The sequence below is a fragment of the Nocardiopsis sp. NPDC055879 genome, assembly GCF_053615935.1.
Genome location: NZ_JBSHCT010000020.1, coordinates 33,268 through 51,418 on the forward strand (window position 1 = coordinate 33,268; position 18,151 = coordinate 51,418).

General features: G+C 69.8%; 14 protein-coding genes. 5 read left to right on the top strand and 9 right to left on the bottom strand.

All coding sequences use genetic code 11. The annotated features are described in order from the left end of the window. The first annotated feature begins 1 nt into the window (after window position 1). The 3 genes from cysD (at window position 2) to ACWGKS_RS22735 (ending at window position 3,909) form a co-directional block, all read left to right on the top strand. Window positions 2-934 carry a sulfate adenylyltransferase subunit CysD gene (gene cysD, locus ACWGKS_RS22725; protein WP_452523988.1) on the top strand — a complete coding sequence of 311 codons (933 nt, stop codon included), beginning with the start codon at window positions 2-4 and terminating at the stop codon, window positions 932-934. A 91-nt stretch (window positions 935-1,025) separates the two neighbouring features. Then, complete coding sequence (cysN, locus tag ACWGKS_RS22730) at window positions 1,026-2,294, top strand: sulfate adenylyltransferase subunit CysN (RefSeq protein WP_358510396.1); 1,269 nt, start codon at window positions 1,026-1,028, stop codon at window positions 2,292-2,294. Window positions 2,295-2,748: 454 nt separating this feature from the next. Then, window positions 2,749-3,909 (top strand): S8 family peptidase, encoded by a 1,161-nt coding sequence (locus ACWGKS_RS22735; protein ID WP_358510393.1) that lies wholly within the window; start codon window positions 2,749-2,751, stop codon window positions 3,907-3,909. Window positions 3,910-4,013: 104 nt separating this feature from the next. Here ACWGKS_RS22735 and ACWGKS_RS22740 read toward each other — a convergent pair whose 3' ends face one another. Beyond that, entirely contained in the window at window positions 4,014-6,245 is a 2,232-nt protein-coding gene (locus tag ACWGKS_RS22740) for an alpha-glucosidase (protein ID WP_358510390.1), read from the bottom strand. A 148-nt stretch (window positions 6,246-6,393) separates the two neighbouring features. Between ACWGKS_RS22740 and ACWGKS_RS22745 the strand changes: the two genes are divergently transcribed. Both ACWGKS_RS22745 and ACWGKS_RS22750 read left to right on the top strand, forming a co-directional pair. Continuing rightward, window positions 6,394-7,320, top strand: coding sequence for a sulfotransferase (locus ACWGKS_RS22745; protein ID WP_358510387.1), 927 nt, complete (start codon window positions 6,394-6,396; stop codon window positions 7,318-7,320). 129 nt (window positions 7,321-7,449) lie between these two features. Next, window positions 7,450-8,571, top strand: a complete 1,122-nt coding sequence (locus ACWGKS_RS22750; RefSeq protein ID WP_358510476.1) for a glycoside hydrolase family 26 protein — start codon at window positions 7,450-7,452, stop codon at window positions 8,569-8,571. On the opposite strand, the gene ACWGKS_RS22755 is transcribed toward ACWGKS_RS22750, so the two are convergent. From ACWGKS_RS22755 to ACWGKS_RS22790, 8 genes are all read right to left on the bottom strand, one after another. Then, the gene (locus ACWGKS_RS22755) at window positions 8,568-9,152 is read right to left on the bottom strand and encodes a GNAT family N-acetyltransferase (RefSeq protein WP_358510473.1); all 585 of its coding nucleotides are present in this window, start codon (window positions 9,150-9,152) and stop codon (window positions 8,568-8,570) included. The genes ACWGKS_RS22750 and ACWGKS_RS22755 overlap by 4 nt on opposite strands. A 139-nt stretch (window positions 9,153-9,291) precedes the next feature. Next, window positions 9,292-10,794: a glycosyltransferase gene (locus ACWGKS_RS22760; protein WP_358510384.1), complete on the bottom strand. Its 1,503-nt coding sequence runs from the start codon at window positions 10,792-10,794 to the stop codon at window positions 9,292-9,294. Continuing rightward, window positions 10,791-11,249: a UDP-N-acetylglucosamine--LPS N-acetylglucosamine transferase gene (locus tag ACWGKS_RS22765; RefSeq protein WP_358510381.1), complete on the bottom strand. Its 459-nt coding sequence runs from the start codon at window positions 11,247-11,249 to the stop codon at window positions 10,791-10,793. The genes ACWGKS_RS22760 and ACWGKS_RS22765 overlap by 4 nt, the downstream gene beginning before the upstream one ends. Before the next feature lie 70 nt (window positions 11,250-11,319). After that, window positions 11,320-12,867: a lipopolysaccharide biosynthesis protein gene (locus ACWGKS_RS22770; protein WP_452523992.1), complete on the bottom strand. Its 1,548-nt coding sequence runs from the start codon at window positions 12,865-12,867 to the stop codon at window positions 11,320-11,322. Beyond that, window positions 12,837-13,712, bottom strand: a complete 876-nt coding sequence (locus ACWGKS_RS22775) for a sulfotransferase family protein (RefSeq protein ID WP_358510376.1) — start codon at window positions 13,710-13,712, stop codon at window positions 12,837-12,839. Before ACWGKS_RS22775 ends, ACWGKS_RS22770 begins: the two co-directional genes overlap by 31 nt. Before the next feature lie 64 nt (window positions 13,713-13,776). Beyond that, window positions 13,777-15,000: a phosphotransferase gene (locus ACWGKS_RS22780; protein WP_358510373.1), complete on the bottom strand. Its 1,224-nt coding sequence runs from the start codon at window positions 14,998-15,000 to the stop codon at window positions 13,777-13,779. Then, window positions 14,997-16,358 carry a ligase gene (locus ACWGKS_RS22785; protein WP_452455209.1) on the bottom strand — a complete coding sequence of 454 codons (1,362 nt, stop codon included), beginning with the start codon at window positions 16,356-16,358 and terminating at the stop codon, window positions 14,997-14,999. The genes ACWGKS_RS22780 and ACWGKS_RS22785 overlap by 4 nt, the downstream gene beginning before the upstream one ends. 41 nt (window positions 16,359-16,399) lie before the next feature. Continuing rightward, window positions 16,400-18,064 carry a chain length determinant family protein gene (locus ACWGKS_RS22790; protein WP_452455210.1) on the bottom strand — a complete coding sequence of 555 codons (1,665 nt, stop codon included), beginning with the start codon at window positions 18,062-18,064 and terminating at the stop codon, window positions 16,400-16,402. Between the last annotated feature and the right edge of the window lie 87 nt (window positions 18,065-18,151).

Sequence of the window (18,151 nt, forward strand, 5' to 3'; positions counted from 1 at the left end):
CATGGGTCAGGCCAGTCAGCAGACCCTCGGGCGTTACCAGCTCTCCCAGCTGGACGTGCTCGAGGCAGAGTCCATCTTCATCATGCGCGAGGTGGCCGCGGAGTTCGAGCGGCCCGTGCTGCTCTTCTCCGGTGGCAAGGACTCTCTCGTCATGCTGCGTCTGGCGGAGAAGGCGTTCTGGCCGGGAGCGATCCCGTTCCCCGTGATGCACGTGGACACCGGCCACAACTTCGAGGAGGTCATCGACTTCCGCGACCGCCGTGTGGCCGAGGCGGGGGTGCGCCTGGTCATCGCCTCGGTGCAGGAGCAGATCGACGCGGGCAAGGTGGTGGAGCCCACCGGGCGCTGGGCCGGCCGCAACCGGCTCCAGACCTCAGCCCTGTTGGAGGCCATCGAGGAGAACGGCTTCGACGCGGCCTTCGGTGGTGCCCGTCGAGACGAGGAGAAGGCCCGGGCCAAGGAACGGGTCTTCTCCTTCCGGGACGAGTTCGGCCAGTGGGACCCCAAGAACCAGCGTCCCGAGCTGTGGGACGTGTACAACACCCGGATCAACCGGGACGAGCACATCCGGGTCTTCCCCATCTCCAACTGGACCGAGCTGGACGTGTGGGAGTACATCAAGCGCGAACGGCTGGAGCTGCCCTCCATCTACTACGCGCACGAGCGCAGCGTGTTCGAGCGCGACGGCATCCTCCTCGCCGACTCCCCGCTCATCCAGCGCGACGAGACCGAGGTCCCCTTCAACGAGACCGTCCGCTACCGCACCGTCGGCGACCTGACCTGCACGGGCGCGGTCAAGTCCAACGCCGTGGAGTTGGAGGACATCATCGCCGAGATCGCGGCGACCCGGATCACCGAGCGTGGTCAGACGCGGGCGGACGACCGGGCCAGTGAGAGCGCCATGGAGGACCGCAAGCGCGAGGGCTACTTCTAGTCGTGTTCGGGCGCCCTAAAAGTCCTAAAAGTCAGGAACCTTCGGTGTCTACGCTTCGACCTTCTCACTCCTCGCACATTGGACCAGGTACATGACCAACGACATCCTGCGGTTCGCCACGGCGGGCTCCGTCGACGACGGCAAGAGCACCCTCATCGGCCGACTGCTGTACGACTCCAAGTCGATCTTCGAGGACCAACTCGACGCCGTGGAGCGCACCAGCGTCGCCCGCGGTGAGGAACAGACCAACCTGGCGCTGCTCACCGACGGTCTACGAGCCGAGCGGGAGCAGGGCATCACCATCGACGTGGCCTACCGCTACTTCGCCACGCCCAAGCGCACGTTCATCATCGCCGACACCCCCGGGCACCTCCAGTACACCCGGAACATGGTCACCGGCGCCTCCACCGCGGACCTGGCGATCATCCTGGTGGACGCCCGCAAGGGTCTTCAGGAACAGAGCCGTCGCCACGCCTTCCTCACCACCCTCCTCCAGGTGCCGCACCTGGTGCTGGCGGTGAACAAGATGGACCTGGTCGACTACTCCCAGGACCGCTTCGAGGAGATCAAGGCCGAGTTCACCGAGTTCGCCGCCAAGCTGGACACGCGCGACCTGACGTTCGTGCCGATCTCGGCGCTGCACGGCGACAACGTGGTGAGCAGGTCCGAGAACACGCCCTGGTACGCGGGCCCCTCGCTGCTGCACCACCTGGAGAACGTGCACATCGCCTCGGACCGCAACCTCATCGACGCGCGCTTCCCGGTGCAGTACGTCATCCGTCCGCACAGGTCGGACGATCCCGAACTGCACGACTACCGCGGCTACGCCGGCCGGCTCGCCGGTGGTGTGCTCAAGCCGGGCGACGAGGTCACCCACCTGCCCTCGGGGCTGTCCACGCGGGTGTCGCGGATCCTCACCGCCGACGGCGAGGTCTCCGAGGCCTTCTCACCCATGTCGGTCACCCTCCTGTTGGAGGACGACATCGACATCTCCCGGGGCGACATGATCTGCCGCCCCAACAACACCCCGACCGTCTCCCAGGACATCGAGGCGATGGTGTGCTGGATGACGGACACCCGAAAGCTCACCCCGCGCTCCAAGCTCATCGTCAAGCACACGACCCGTACCGCGAAGGTGATGGTCAAGGATCTGCGCTATCGGTTGGACGTCAACTCGCTGCACCGTGACGAGCGGGCCGACCACCTGGCGCTCAACGAGATCGGTCGGGTCCGACTGCGCTCCACCCAGCCGTTGTTCGTGGACGAGTACACGAAGAACCGGCAGACCGGCGGGTTCATCCTCATCGACGAGGCCACCAACGTCACGGTGGGCGCCGGGATGGTGGTCAAGGCCGAGTAGCGTTCGGCCGTCCAGACACGCTTCGTGAACGGGATCGTCCTCGGACGGTCCCGTTCTCGTGTTCCGGTCGGGAAGGATGATCCGATCGCGTCGAACAAAGGTGAAATGTTACGTCTGGATTTCCGAACGTAAAGGTTTAGGATGCGGTTTTCCGGTTCGCGGTACCGAATTGATCCGTGTGAATGGTGTCCACCATGGGGTCGAAGTTACCGGGCGTTAGGGCCGGTTATGAGGGTGGCGGTCTGGCGGTTTGTCAGGCCGGGGCGGCGGTTTCGGCGCCCTTTGTCAGACATGGGATGAATGAGACTCGAAGAAAAAATCTCCACAAGTATGGAAATCGAGGTTCAAGTCTGCCTAAAGTGTCCAAATCACAGGCAGTTCGCAATCGAGCGAATACGCACGGTGAGAACGGTCTGTGTTGGAACCCCCATCACCCCCGCAAGGAGGAAACCGCGTGAAGAAGCACCCCACCCGCAGGGTTGCCATCGGCGCCGTCGCGGTCGGCGCGCTCACCATCCCCATGGCCCTCACCGGGGCCACCGCCGCCGGCGCCGACGACCTCGCGCCGGTCTACACCACCTCCTCCGCCACGGGCAGCGACTGGTTCGTCGTCCTGGAGGACTCGATCACCACTTCCTCGGTCTCCCCTTCGTCCCTGGGGATCTCCTCCGACCAGGTGAACCACACCTATGAAGAGGTCATCAACGGCTACTCGGCTTCGCTGAGCGGCTCCGAGGTCCAGGACCTGCGGGCCCAGGACGGCGTCGCCTACATCGAGCAGGTCGGCGAGGCCGAGATCAACCTCACCTGGGGTCTCGACCGGATCGACCAGGAGGACCTGCCCCTGGACGACTCCTACACCACCGAGGCCGACGGCTCCGGCAGCACGGTCTACGTCATCGACACCGGCATCGACCCGGAGCACCCCGAGTTCGGTGGCCGCGCCTCGGTCGGCTTCGACGCCAGCGGTGGCGACGGCATGGACGGACAGGGCCACGGCACCCACGTCGCCGGTACGGTCGGTTCCGAGACCTACGGTGTCGCCCCCGGCGCCGACCTGGTCGGCGTGAAGGTCCTGGGCGACGACGGCTCCGGTTCCTACGACGACGTCATCGCCGGTATCGACTGGGTGGCCGAGAACGCCGAGGCCGGCGCCGTGGCCAACATGTCGCTGGGCGGCCCCGCCTCCCAGGCCGTCGACGACGCCGTCAACAACCTGTCGGCCTCCGGTGTGTTCGTGGCCGTGGCCGCGGGCAACGAGAGCCAGGACACCGACAACGTCTCCCCGGGCGGTGCCGAGGGTGTCGTCTCCGTCGGTGCCTCCGACGAGAGCGACGCCGCCGCGTCCTTCTCCAACTACGGCCCCGCCGTCGACATCTACGCCCCGGGCGTGGACGTCGAGTCGACCATCCCCGGTGGCGGGACCGACACCTACAGCGGCACCTCGATGGCCAGCCCGCACGTCGCCGGCGCCGCCGCTCTGTACAAGAGCGGACAGGGTGACGACGACCAGGACACCATCCTGGACTGGATGACCACCAACGGTGGCGACGACAAGCTGAGCGGCGTGCCCAGCGACACCGTCAACCTTCTGCTGAACGTCGAGGGTCTGTAGGACCCACCGCGTTGTGGAGACCCCGCGCGTCCGCAACACGGACTGATCGACAGCCGACGGGACGGCCCCGGGCCAGAGGTTCCATCCTCCGGCCCGGGGCCGCGTCAGTCCACGAGGTCACCGAGGCGTTCTCGTAGTTCCTCACCCCGGGCGTCGCCCTCCGGGAAGAACACGGCCGGTCGGCCCGGCGGCGCGGGCACGGTCACCTCCTCGTCGCCCTCGTGTCGATCGCCGCTCCACAGGTGTCGCCAGGTGCCGGGCGGCAACGTCACCGTCACCTCCGACTCTCCGGCTCCGAGCACCGGCGCGACCAGGAACGAGTCGCCGAAGAGGAACACCTCGTCCGAACGGGCCGCCGCGCTGTCGGGGTGACGCAGCCACACGTGCCGCAGTACCGGCATACCGGTCTCCACCGCCTCGGCGACCACCCCACGGCGATACTCGGCCAGGGCCTCGAAGACCCGGGTCTGTTCGGCGAAGGCCTCGCGAGAGTCGGCGTCGTACACCTGGGCGTTGCTTCCCGGCAGGTTCCCCTCGTGCGTGCGCAGCACCGGCCCCCACACGTTGGTCTCCACCCAACGCAGGAGCAGTTCTCGGTCCCGCGACACCCCCACGAGCGGTTGGTCCAGGCCGGTGTACCCGCCCGTGTCGCTGTGGTTCAGGGTCATCCCCGACACCCCGGCCGACAACAGGCCCCGAATCGCCGAACCGAACCCGTCGTGCCGATCGAAGGTGACCAACTGGTCCCCGGCCCAGAACAGGCCCGCGTGCGCGGCCGAACCCGCTCCGGCGGAGCGGTGGAACACCAGGGCGTCGGGGATCCCGGCAGTTTCACGGGCCTCCTGGTTGAGCCGTGCCCACTCCACCGGCCAACGGTTGTGCCACTCCTTGGGATCCCCGTCGTGCAGCACCGCGTCCAGCGGCAGCCCTTCGGCGAAGTCCGCCATCCACCCCGAAGCCCCGGCCCCGGCGACCTCGTCGACGATCACGTCGCGGAACCACTCCCACGCGTCCGGATGGGTCAGGTCCACCAGGGCCGCCTCGAACCCGCCCTGGTCCAGAAGGTAGGGGCCGCCGTCGGGACGGGCCACGAGGAAGCCCGCGGCCAACGCCTCGTGGAACAGGTCGCGCCGGGCGGGATCGGGTTTGTCGGAGGTGTCCACCACGAACGGGTTGACGTAGGTGAGCATCCGGATGCCGTCCGCGTCCAGCTCGGCGACCAGCTCCTCCCACCCCGGATAGCGTTCGCGGTCCAGGACCCAGTTCCACCACAGGCGCTCACCGAACCCGGTCCGCCGCTGCCCGGACCAGTCCTGTACCCACACACCGGTGATCCGGGCCCCGGCCGCGCGCAGGTCGGCCACGGCGGCGCGTACGGCCTCGGTGCCGCCCTGGACCCCGACGACGGCGCCCTCGCCGGACCACTCGGCGAGGGGTTCGGGTCGCCCGGTGTCCTCGGTGTGCGCCCGTAGCAGGTCGGCGGGTGTGTCCCCCGAGTACAGGGTCGCTCGGACCGAGGGGCGCCACACCTCCACGTCGAAGCGGTCGTTCGGACGTAGGTCGAAGGCGCTCGGGTGGTGGGTGTCCACCGACACCGCGCGCAGGGCGTCGGTGACGGCGAAGGGGATGGCGGCGTAGGTGGTCTCCGGCGCGCCACCGCCGCCCTGGGTGAGTTCGGCGAGGGTGGTGAGGGGTTCGCGACCGCGCCCCACCCCCTGCTCGCGCACCACGACGGGCACGTAGCGGCCGGTGAGGTCGAAGTCGGTGAACTGGGCGCCGAGTCCGTGTATCCCCTCCTCGGCCGCGCGGTCGAAACGCAGCAGTACAAGGTCGCCGCCGAGGACCTCCACCTCGACCCCCAGACGCTCTCGGTCCACCGAGCGCAGGGTGAGCGTGTACTCGGAACCCTCGACGGATCCGGGGCCGGCGAGCCGGCCGCGCAGGGTCACGTTCCGGGTGTCGTGGGCCAGTTCGGTGACGGTCTGGTCCGTCCCGGCGAAGTCGAGGACGCGTTCGGAGGAGAAGTGGCCCACGTGTTCGTGCCAGGTGAGCGAGCCGTGGACCACTGCGAGGAAGGCGCTTCCGGAAGCCCACAGGGAGCGATCACGGTGGTCGCGCAGGTCCAGGCCGTTCTTCGTCAGGGTGATCCGGTGGTCACCGAAGGAAATGGTGGCGGGTACGTCGTCGGCCACGGTCAGGACCCCGGTGGCGAGTGGGATCGGGGGAGCGTAGCGGGCGCGGGCCGTGTGGTGGGCGACGACCGCCCCGACCCCGGCGGCTCCGACCACCGCGGCCAGGGTGAGGAACGCACGACGTGTCCAGGGGGATCGGGCCATAGGGGGTCTCTCCAGGTGCGTGAGCGTCGGGAGTGGCCCGGGTCACGTTATGACGCCCGGAGTCGCTTTGGGAAGGATGTGCTCCGAGAGCCGAGGGAATGGTGACCTTTCGCTCCGATGAAGTGACCGAAAGTAATACCCTGGGGATGTGGATGGATATCGACTGGTCTTCGTCGGGGGGATGGGCCGTTCCGGCTCGACCCTGATCGAGCGTCTCCTCGGAGAGCTGCCCGGGTTCTGTTCCGTCGGAGAGGTCGTGCACCTGTGGCGCCGCGGCCTGTTGGAGAACGAGCGCTGTGGCTGTGGCGCGACGTTCGCCGACTGCGGGTTCTGGGTGGAGGTCGGCAAGCGCGCCTTCGGTGGGTGGGAACGACTGGACCTGCCCCGGGTCCTGAGCCTGAAGGACAGCGTGGACCGCACCCGGTTCCTGCCGCTCCTGCTCAACGAGGCCGCCGACGAGAGTTCCGTCGCCGCGCGGGGCATGCGCTACACCGACCTGTACCACCGGCTCTACGCCGCCGTCGCCGAGATCTCCGGGGCGCGGGTGATCGTCGACGCCAGCAAGCACGCCTCCCTGGCGGCCTGTCTGCGGCGCCGCTACGGCGGTCGGATGCGACTGCTGCACGTGGTGCGCGACCCTCGCGCCGTGGCCCACTCCTGGAGCAAGAGGGTGGTTCGCCCCGACGCCACCGCCGCCAGCGAGGAACAGGAGATGGCGCGGTACACCGCGGGGCGCGCCGCGGTGCAGTGGATGACGCAGAACGCCTCGATGGACGCCCTGGCGCGGCTGGGGGTCCCCACCCTGAGGGTCCGTTACGAGGACTTCGTCGCCGATCCGGAGGCCGAGTTCGGGCGGATCGCGGAGTTCGCGGGTCACGACGGGCCGTCGCTCGCCCTGGGGGAGGGGGGAGTGCGCTTGTCCGTGGGGCACGCGATCTCGGGCAATCCGATGCGTTTTCGGAGCGGGCCCGTCGGTGTTCGGGCCGACCACCGTTGGCGAGAGGACCTGCCCTCCTGGCGGCGCCGTCTGGTCGCCGCGGTCACCACACCACTCCGCGGGCGCTATGGGTACTGATGTCCGCTGTGCGGCCGCGAGGGATGTTGTATATACGAAAAATAACGTATCGTCACTGATAGAACACTCTGAGTTGTGGTCAGGGAAATCAGGGGGCGATGCGCCGTGGGCGGCGGACCGGTACGAGGCATGGCGGCGACGGGGGCACTGCTCTTCGTCCTGGGACTGACCGGGACGGGCGACGAGCCGACGATCGCGGACACCCCGAGAGACGAACCGCTGCCGGGGGAGAGGTCCGCGTCCAACGCGTCGACCCTCCTGGGGCGGCCGCCCATCGTCGAGTCCGACTGCACCGTCTCCGACATCCTCGAACCCTCCTGCGGGGTCTGGTGGGGCGCCAGCCCCTACCAGGACGACATCACGCAGCTGGAGGAGGCGGCCGGTCGGGGCATGGACATCGTCTACACCTGGCGGGGTATCGACCAACCGCACGTGCCGAACCAGAGGGAACTCGACATGATCGCCGAGGGCCGGTACGTCCACACCAACATCGAGGCGCGGCGTTTCACCCGGGAGGGTCACCCCGACATCGACTACGCGGACATCCTCGCCGGGGAATTCGACTCGTCCCTGCGCTCCCAGGCCCGCACCATCGCCGACACCGAGGTCCCCTACTTCGTCACCTTCGACCACGAGGCCGACGCGAACAAGCGCTACAACAGCCGCGGTACCCCCGAGGAGTTCGTGAGCTCTTGGCGGCACATCGTCGACCTCTACCGGGAGGAGGGCGCCGACAACGTCATCTGGGTGTGGAACGTGACCGGCTGGGAGGGCAACCTCGACCGGCTCCCCGGCCTGTGGCCCGGCAACGACTACGTCGACTGGATCAGCTGGGAGGCGTACAACATGACCGGCTGCGACATCCAGCCGCACTGGACCGAGGTGTACTCCTTCGAGGAGGCCCTGGCCCCCGCCTACGAGTGGATCCAGGAGGAAGGGCCCGAACACGGGATCGACCCGGACAAGCCGGTGATGATCGGCGAGATGGGCACCACCGACATCGGCGCTCGTGAGACCTTCCAGTGGTACGCGGACATCCCCGAGGTCCTCAAGCGCTACGAACGCGTCCGCGCCGTCAAGGTTTGGGACAACAAGGTCTCCGATGGCTGCGACTTCCGCGTCAACGCCAACGAGCACGCCCGTCGCGGATTCGAACTGGCCGGCGAGGACCCCTATGTGAACCTGCCCGAACGCGTTCGCCGCCTCGCCGAGTTCGCCGAGTCCCGTAAGAACGACGAAGCCCGCGACTAGCCGCCGACGGGGCGGGACATGGCCCAGGTGCGGGGGCCGTCGTCGGGCAGGTCGTACTCGGCGGTCACCGTGAACCCGAGTGATTCGTAAAGACGGACGTTGGTGTCGGTCGAGGTCTCCAGGAAGGCGGGGACGCCCGCGTGGTCCGCCTCGCGCAGACCGACCTCGATGACACGACGGCCCAGCCCGCGTCCACGGGCTTCGGGGCGCACACCGACGCTGCCCAGGAACCAGGCTGTTCCGGCGGGGCGGTGTCGCTCCATGGTCCCCTCGGCCGACGCGTACGCCTCGGCGCGGTCCCCGGCCAGCTCGGCCAGGGTCGGCAGCAGCCGTTCCATGACCACGTCGGCCCCGCCGGAGTCCGGTGTGGACCACACGGCGACCGCGGCCAGGTCCTCGCTGACCCACACACGTCCGTGCGGCAGGCCGACCTCGGCGAGGAAGATCCGTTGGAACTCCCGGAGCCGGGTGAGGTGGTCGTCGGCGGAGATGGTGTGCCTGGTGAAGGGATAGTCCGCGAACGCCGCGGCCAACGTGTCCGCCGCCGCCGCGACGTCCTCGTCGGTGGCCTCTCTGATCATGTGCGCCCCCTCGCTCTCGTCCGGCCGTGTGCCGGACCCCATGAGCGGAGACTATCCGTCCACCTTCGGCGGAGACCACGTCTTTTCCCCAGTGGGTGACGCCGCCGGGGCGCGGTGCGGGAGCGCGCCCCGGCGGTGCTCAGACCCCCTTGCCGCGCAGGTGCAGTAGACGCAGGATCCATCCCGGCGGCACTCCGCAGACCACCAGGAACGCCACATGGGCGCGTCCTTCGAGTGGGCGGGTGCGCAGGGTGGTGCCGATCCACCTCAGCGCAGCCCCACGGTGCCCGGCCGAGGCCTCGGCGAAGGCGATCTGACCGGCGACGCGGGCGTATCCGCGCGGCACCACCCGGAACTCGGGGTACTTCTCCAGCAGCCAGCGCAGCGCGGTGGAGATGGTCTGCCACCGCTCGGAGAAGAACGACTTGCGGTGCCACAGCACCCGCACCCCCGCCTCGGGGACGTTGCGGATCGGTGCCCGCTTGGCCAGCCGCAGCAACAGCTCGTAGTCCTCGGCGTAGCTGCCCGGGATCTCCTCGCTCACCGTGCCGCAGCCGTCCACCATGGCGGACCGGCGGATGAGGAAGGAGGAGGGATGCAGCTCGGTCAGGCGCGACGCCAACAGGTCCCGATAGGTGACGTGGGTGCGGTCCAGGACCCGTTCGGTCTCGACCTTGTCGTAGACCACCCGGATTCCGCAGCACACCATCTCGGTCTCCGGCTCGGCCCGCAGGACCTCCACCTGGGTGCGCAGCTTGCCGGGCATCCAGGTGTCGTCGTCGTCGCAGAACGCCACGAGTTCGGTGTCGGCGGCCAGGACCCCGGTGTTCCGCGCCCCCGCCAGCCCCGGGGTGAGCGAGTTGGTCACCACCCGGACGGGTCGTTCGCCCTCGTCCCGGGCCAACGAGTCGTCGGGTCGGCTGTTGTCGAAGACCACGATGGCCGTGATCCGCCCCGGGTAATCCTGCTCGGCCACCGCCCGGAGCGTACGGCGCAGCAGCTCGGGGCGGTCCCGGGTGGGCACCACCACGGTCACCCGCGGCCACTCCTCGTCGGCGCCCGTCGGGTTGGTCCGGGGTTCGGGAGCCTCCTGTTCGCTGAGCAGGTCGATGAGCGTCCCGGCGCGTTCGGCCGCGTCGCCCGGGCCACTGTCGGCGGCCGGGTCCACCCGGAAGTCCGCCGGCGAGGACAACGCCTTGTCGATGAGGGCGTGCAACTGCTGGGCGGTCGAGCAGACGCGGGCCCGCCCGGCCCCCTCCAACCGGTCGGCGAACAGGAGCTGGTGGGCGTCGACGTGTTCGTCCAGCTCCGGATCGCGCGCCACCACGATCGGTAGGCGGCCCGCGGTCCGGGCCTGGATGATGGTGCCGGGCCCGCCGTGGCACACCACCACCCCGGCGCGCCCCATGGCCTCGGACAGCTCGTTCCCGGGCAGGAACGGCGATCCCGTGGCTCGGGACGGGGCCGCGCTGTGTCCGTGCTGGACGAGCACGCGCAGGTCGGGGTGGCGGCGGGCGTAGTCGTCGACCCAGCGCACGAGCCGGTCGAACGCGTGGTGGTCGGTTCCGACACTGACGACCACGTCGGGATGGGCGTCGTCGCCCCCGCGGCGGGGACGGTGGGATGTGGTCTGTTCGGTCACAGGAGCGGTCCTACGGTGATCGCGGTCGGCATGAACGAGCGCTGTTCCTCCCACTGGGCGAGGAACAGACGGGTGAACGGCCTGCAGAGCCGTGCGGTGAGCGTGGGGGTGTCGATGCGGTCGTAGACCTCGATGTAGACGGTCGGGATCCGCAGCAGCCACGCCAGGACGAAGAACGGCAGGGCCACCCCGGCCCCGGTGCTGACCACCACCGACGGGCGCCGTTCGCGCATCGTTCGCAGGGCGAGCCCGGTGTTGCGCAGCAGGTTGCCGACGTTGCGGGTGGTGGGGTGGTGGGCCCAACGGACCGACTCGTCACCGAGTACGGACTCGGCGTCGGGGGTGCGGAAGGTGACCCACACCCGCTCCTTCCCCCGCCACCAGGGGCGTAGCGAGCACAACTGGGTGAGGTGGCCGCCGCTGGAGGCCACTAGGAGAACCGGACGCGCGGACAATTCGTACTCCATTCATTGCTGTGGGTGATGAACGAAGAGGGGGGTCGGGGGAGGCTCGCAGGAGCGCGGATCACTTCCGTAGGTGGAGTTCGAGATGGTCGCGCGCCCACCAGAGCGAGGCCAGATGGCCGAGCGCGCCCACGCCCACGGCCAGGACCAGGGTGGGCAGCCCGCCACCGAGACCCGCCTCGGCCAGGAGCGGCAGCACGCCGAACCACACCAGGGTCCCGCCGACGGCCACCGACACCGGCCCGCTCACCGGGTGCAGTGCCACCGTGGTCCGTAGCTGCCACAGCGGCAGGACCTTACGCAGCAGGACGGCCGACACCAGGGCCACGGCGGCACCGGGTGCTCCGTGGGAGGGCACCAGCAGCACGCACACACCCACGTTGACCAGGAGGGAGAGCAGGTTGTTCAGCAGGTTCAGCCCGGTGCGTCCGGTCATGGTGAGGACCAGGTCGCCCATCCCCAGGACGGACGCGGCGAGTTGCCCGGCGCAGACGATCACCAGCACGGTCGCGCCGGTGTCGTACTCGGCGCCGAACAGCCGCATCACCTCGGGCGCGAACACCAGTGCCGACAGGTAGAGCGGCCAGGTCAGGCACACCAGCCAGGCCGTTCCCGCCTGGTACAGCGAACGGACCCCGGTGTGGTCGCGCGAGGCCAACAGTTCGGCGAAGCGCGGTTGGGCGGCGTTCAGCACCGCCTGGGTCCCGAACTGTCCCACCACCATGATCCGCGTGGCGGCGGTGAAGATCGCGGCGCCGGTCAACCCGCTCAACAACGCCACCATCACCACGCCGCCGCGCTGCACGCCCATCTGGGCCACCCCGCCCAGGGCCCGGGGCAGGGCGAAGGACCAGAACGCCGCCGGGGTGACCCGTTCGGCCTGCGTCCGCGCCCGATCCGACGCGCCGTCCGGATCGGGAGCCGTCCTATCGGGGCCCGCCCGGTGGACGATCCTGCCCAACCAGAACCAGGCCAGCACCGCCGCCGGCAGATACGGCCCGGCCCACGCCAGGGCGAGCAGCCCCGCCGAGCCGCTCAACACGATCAACCCCACCAGAACCAACTGCGCGGAGGGCCGACCGACCTTGTCCACCAGCGCCGTCGTCACCATGTCGTGGTGGGCGCGGGTGGCGGCCAGCGCGGAGTCCGTGAGCACGGCGAACGGCAGGAACACGGCGAGCAGGCGCAGGTACGCGGCCGCCTCCTCCGGGCCCAGGGCCTGGGCCAGGGGCCGGGCGAACACGAACAGGAGCAGCGCCACCACCAGCGACAGCACCACCGCCGGTCCCATGGCCGTCCTTAACAGCGCCGGAACACCCCCGGCCCGGCCGAACAGCCGCATTCGGGCGATGAAGTACACCAGCCCGTCCGGGGCGCCCAGGCCGGCCACCGCCGCCATGATGAGGAACACCGAGGTGGCGGAGAACAGCAACCCCGCGGTCTCCTGTGAGAAGGCCCGGGTGATCGCCACGATCAACGCGAGGTTGAGCGCGGCGCCCACCACCGCGCCGGCCATGTTCACCACACCGCCGCGCAGAACGCGCCGCAGCCCGCCGTCGGACCGGCGCTCGGAAGTCCTCACCGGCACCACGAGGGGGTTCGCCCCCACCAATGGGCCAACCGGGCGTCGTTCTCGGCGAACCTGGAGGTGAGCTCCGCTCGCAGGGACTCGGGCATCATCGCCCTCTTGCGGGCGTTGTGCCGCCCGGGTGGTTCCATCGAGACCGATGGCAGCTCCAGGAAACGGATGATCTCCGCCACCGTCCGGGAGGTGCCGTCGAACAGGTCGGCGTAGTCCACCACGTGCATCCGCTCGCGGCCGAGGTGACGTTCCATTCGGATCAACTGGTCCACGTAGTTCCCCCGTGCCACGTAGCCGTGGTGCTGGTGCGAGCGGGAGTAGTGGGTCGGGTCGGCGATCAGCCGTTCCTCCGCCCCGGACAGCCGCCGATCCTCCAACTCGATGGCGCGCGCGAACGGTTCGGTCTCGAAGCCCCGCGCGGTCTCGTGGGCGTGCGCCGAATACGCCCGCTCCACCGGGTCGCGCAGGATCACCACCACCTTCGTCTCCGGCAGTTCACGAGAGATCCGCTCCGCCGCGAGGGGGTGGAACAGGTAGTAGGGGCTGGACTCGAACACCCGGATCCGGGGGCGGCCCCATCGGGCGCGCAGGACGTTGCGCAGGGGAAAGTGCGACCGGTACCAGTCCAGGCCGTTGTGGTGTCCGGTGTCGAAGTAGTGGACACCCTTGCGCAGGACCGGGCCGGTGGCCGCGGGGTGCAGGTTCAACGTCTTGAACAGGGAGGTGGTCCCCGAACGTTGGGCACCACAGATGAGGAAGTCCGGCAGCGCCCTGGCGTGGCGGGTCATGCCGCCCAGCCCGTCGGCGATGGGCAGCAGAGCACGCTTGGCCGGCACGGCCAGGCGGATCAACATGGAGGTGGCCCGAGGCATCACGATTTCCTTCGATGAGAGGCGGATGGCGAAGAGGGTGTGAACGGGGTGGGACCACGCCGGATCAGCCGGCGTGGGCGGCTTCATGCGCGGCTCTCTCCTGGAGGCCCTCCAACGCGGGGAGCAGCCAGTCGTCGACCGCGGCGAGGTGGCCACCGCTCTCCGCCTGCCGGTCGTGCAGGTAGCGGGTGGCCAGGTCGATCAGGTACAGCGCCATCACCGTGGACACCGTGTGCGGACGCAGTCCGAGCTCGGCCATGAGGGGGTCGCGCAGCAGTCGTGAACCGCTGTCCAACCAGCGGTGGACCCCCGGATGGACCCCCGCCTGGACGCACTCGTTGAGGTTGTAGTGCAGCGCGTCGAACCCGGCGGGCGCGTCCATGGCCAGGCGTTCCCAGTCCCATACGAACGCGCGCCGCGCCGTACCGGCGATGTTCCACCGGGTCAGGTCGCCGTGCCAGGCACCGAAGGGCAGCAGTACGTCGGGCAGCCGGCGCAGCGCGGCGCGCAGGGGCGCGACCTCCGGGCGCGAACCCAGCTTGGCGATGCGTTCGTCCAGGGAACGCCGGTAGGGGCTCGCCGACAGGTGGCGCTCTCGGATCGGGGCGAGGGAGACGATCTGGGTGACGCAGCGCAGCAGCTGGCGGCGGGTGGGTCGGTCGGTCTGGTCGCCGACGGGCAGGGCCTCCTGCACCAGCAGGGGTTGGCCGTTCCACTCGCCGTCGTAGAGCAGACGGGGGACGGTCACGTCCCGCATCGGTCTCTCTGCCAGGTGACGCAGCGCCCGGGTCTCGGCCCGCACCAGCCGCGCGGTGAGTTCGTTGATGGCGACCTTGGCGTATCCGATGGTCCGCCCGCCCGGGGTGAGCAGCAGCAGGACCGGTTTGCGGTTGGCGCGCGGTGGTCCCACGTGGATGGCGATGGCGAGTTCGCGGTCGAGCGCGGTGGTGAGCGCGTGCTCGATGCCCGGACCCGCGCCCACGTAGAGGCGGTCGCGCAGCAGCAGCGGCGCCATCCCGGTGGCGAAGGCGCCCGCCAACACCAGGGTGCGCAGCCGTTCCTTGAGGGAGTGGCCCTGCGCGAACGAGGTGATGCCCCGGGTCGCCACCGAGCGGTTGCCCGCGGGCAGGATCACCCGCGGGTTGTGCGCGTTGGGTACCGGAAGGTACTGGTTGCCCCGGTCGCGGGGCGCCATGCGCAGCACACTGCCGTCTCCCTGCCCGAGTAGCCCGCCGCATGGCCACAGTACGGCGGCCAGATCGGTCAGGTAGGTGGTCTCGGTCCTCACCAGGCACCCCCGGCCCGCGCTGTCCGACGCCCGGCCACCAGGGGTTCCTCGACCCGCCACAGCAGGGCGACGGAGATCATGGTGACGGCGAGCGGGGACATGAGCGCGACGTAGAAGAACATGTACCAGAACAGAAGCAGCACGGTGAGCAGGGCGGCCTGCCCGACCAGGGTCGTCGCGGCCCGATACCGCCAGGCCACCAGTGCGAAGAACGCCACGAACAGGGCCGTGCCCACCCACCCGGAGGCGATGAGCGTCATCCACAGCTGACCGGCGTTGCCGATCACGTGCTGGCCACAGCCCGGGCACTCGGGGCTGGGGCCGATGGCGATCGAGTCGGAGCTGCCCAACCCCTCACGGGTGGTGCCCCAGCCCACGATCGGCGACAGGTCGGCGGCCTCCACCGACGCGGCGTTGGTGGCCGCGCGCCCGTCGTCGCTGTGCGGGTTCTCGGCCCGCTCGCGTACCACGTCCGCCAGCGGGGACACCGCCAGCGCGAGCAACAGCGTGATGGTGGCGACCACGCCGGCGCCCACCAACACCACCCGACCCCGACGCAGCGCCTGAGCGGCGCCGAAGGCCATTGAGAGCACCAGGCCGGCCCACAGGGCGCGGTTCAGCGAGTACACGATCGGGGCCACCGACACCGCGGCCGCGAGGAGCGCGCCCCAACGTGCCCAGCCGGTCCCCTGGGCCACCCAGGCCACCATGAGCCATACCAACAGCAGGGAGAGCATGTAGCCCCAGATGTTGGTGTACTCCCAGGGGGCCTTCGGACGGGCCGACTCATATCCGAAGATGTCCATGACCTGCGCCGACGCGGGATGGATCAGCGTTTGCATGTAAGGGTCGGACACCAGGGCGCCCGGCAACAGGTATTCCAGTGGAGCGGTGAACTCGAACGTCGGCGCGAGCATCCCCAGGTAACCGCCGGCGATGGTGACCAGGCACAGTACCGCCAACGACCCCGCCACCAGACGGACCGGCAGTTCACGTTCGGTGAGGTTGCCGACGTAGAGCATCACCACGGTGAGCACCAGGTAGTTGATCACCCGCAGCATCGCGCCGGGGTAGCCGCCGCTGTCCGGCACCGTCCCGGGCATCTCCACCGACACCAACGCCGAACCGAGCATCGTCCACACCAGGAACAGCGCCCACAACCAGAACCAGGGTGGTACCCGCAGGCCCACCGCGCGGTGTCGGCGCACCAGTTCGGCGAGCATCGGCACCGCGAACAGCCAGTAGGCGAACTGGCCCATCCCGAGCGCCCACCACAGCGGATACCCGGCCAACAACCAGATGAGCGGCCACCCGGTCGCCGGGGTGGCTCCGGCTCGCGCGGTGACCTGCCAGGTCACGCCCGCCGAACGCGTCCCCCCAGAGGCCGCGCCCAGGGCCGTCAACGCCGGGATCCGACGGACGCGGACCCACCGGCGGCCGGCAGCGCCGCCTCACACGACCGGTCGGTGGTGGTCCTGGACTCACTGGGCGGACGCGGCGCGGGCGGCACCGGCATGCGCGGTGTCGGGACGGGTCCGGGGCCGGGCTGGCGCGGAACCGTGATCGACCCGGGGACGGTCACCCCGAACCGGGCTCCCGCGGTGACCAGGTCGGTCAGGTCCGAACGCAGGCTCAGGCCCAGTTCCACCACCGGTAGCAGTAGGTCGGCGGAGGCGGCGAGGGCGTGGACGTCGGCGCGCTCCCCGGCGGAGGCGGTGGCCACGACCACGAAGCCCGCGCGCGAACGCAGCAGGTCGACGAGTTCGGCGGCGCCGCCCTGGAGGGGCGCCTCGGCGCCGGTGGACCCATGCCGCAGTACTCGCAGCCTGGGCGTGTGGGCGGGGTGCGTCGCCAACTCGGCGGGGTCCTCCCCGTCGATGAGGACGTCGGCCAGGCCGGGGCCATCGGGCAGCCCGAGGAGTTCTCGGGCGGAGTCGGTGCGCGGGTCCGCGCAGACCAGCAGGGTGTCGGCGCCGCCGCGGGCCAGCGCGGCGGCCAGGTTCACCGCGGCGGCGATACCGGCGCGCCCGGGGGTGGTTCCGGTGACCACGATCACCCGCCCCTGAGCGGTTTCGTCGGCCTCGGTGCCGCCGTCGTCGGTCCCGGCCGTTCGGGCCCGGACCAGGTGCGCGAACTCGTTGGCCCGCTGCCCGGTCGGGGTGGTGTCGTCGAGCAGTCCGGGTGAACGGCCGGAGTGCTTCCCGGGGGCGGACAGGTCGAGCAGGACGGGCAGGGCGCCGATCCGCTCGGTCTCCTCGACGTCCCGCAGGCGCGGGTCCATCCGGTCGCGGATCACGGCGGCCAGGAGTCCGACCAGTAGACCGAGCGCGGCGCCCGCGACGGTCCACAAGGTCAGGATGGGGGAGGAGGGCGACTCGGGAAGCGAAGCAGGGGTGATGACCTGGCCGGGGGAGACCGTCTCGCGCAGGGCGCTCAGGGGGGTGATGCCGTTGCCGATGTCGGCGATCTCCTGGCGAAGGGCCTCGGCGTCGGCGTCCGTACCGGCGGTCCCCGGGCCCGCCCCGGTCGATTCGGCCAGTTCGTCGTAACGGTCCTGCTGTTCGGCGCGCAGGGCCTCCAACCGCCCCTCGATGATGGTGTGGGCCTGGGCCTCCCGCTGCGCCAGGTACGCGTCGGCGAGGGAATCGGCGCCCTCGCGTGCCAGTTCCGGGCTGCCCGCGGAGTAGCTCAGTTTCAGGATGTTGCTGTTGGGCGGAACGGTCACCTCGATGTTCTCGCTCACGTCCTCCGAGGTGAGTGAACCGGGGAGCTCCTCGGCGGTGGTTCCGGTCACCCGCTCCGAGAACACGATCTGGGCCTCGCTGTCGAGGTTGACCTCGCCGGTCAGCCGGCCGGACCGTTCTCCGGTGAACTCCGCCATCTCGGTGGGATGGACCTGGACCGACGCGACCGAGGTGTAGGTGGAGGGCACGGCGAGAGCCCCGGCGGTGGCGAGGACCAGGCCGCCGAGCACGCCGACGCACACGAGGCGCCGGCGGCGCCTCAACAGTGCGGTGTACTCCTTCAGTTCCGGTCCGGACGAGCCGGGGACGTCGGTGTCCATCGGGTCCTCTCCACGCAGACATGGCAGCACTTTTAGTGAACGATTGAATACTAAGTGTAATCCCTTTGGGTGTGCTTGGTGGTTTCA

Coding starts and splice junctions, on each gene's coding strand:
- cysN (WP_358510396.1), top strand. CDS start 1,026: ATGACCAACGACATCCTGCGGTTCGCCACGGCGGGCTCCGTCGACGAC.
- ACWGKS_RS22755 (WP_358510473.1), bottom strand. CDS start 9,152: ATGATCAGAGAGGCCACCGACGAGGACGTCGCGGCGGCGGCGGACACG.
- ACWGKS_RS22790 (WP_452455210.1), bottom strand. CDS start 18,064: ATGGACACCGACGTCCCCGGCTCGTCCGGACCGGAACTGAAGGAGTAC.
- ACWGKS_RS22775 (WP_358510376.1), bottom strand. CDS start 13,712: ATGCCTCGGGCCACCTCCATGTTGATCCGCCTGGCCGTGCCGGCCAAG.
- ACWGKS_RS22740 (WP_358510390.1), bottom strand. CDS start 6,245: ATGGCCCGATCCCCCTGGACACGTCGTGCGTTCCTCACCCTGGCCGCG.
- ACWGKS_RS22750 (WP_358510476.1), top strand. CDS start 7,450: ATGGCGGCGACGGGGGCACTGCTCTTCGTCCTGGGACTGACCGGGACG.
- cysD (WP_452523988.1), top strand. CDS start 2: ATGGGTCAGGCCAGTCAGCAGACCCTCGGGCGTTACCAGCTCTCCCAG.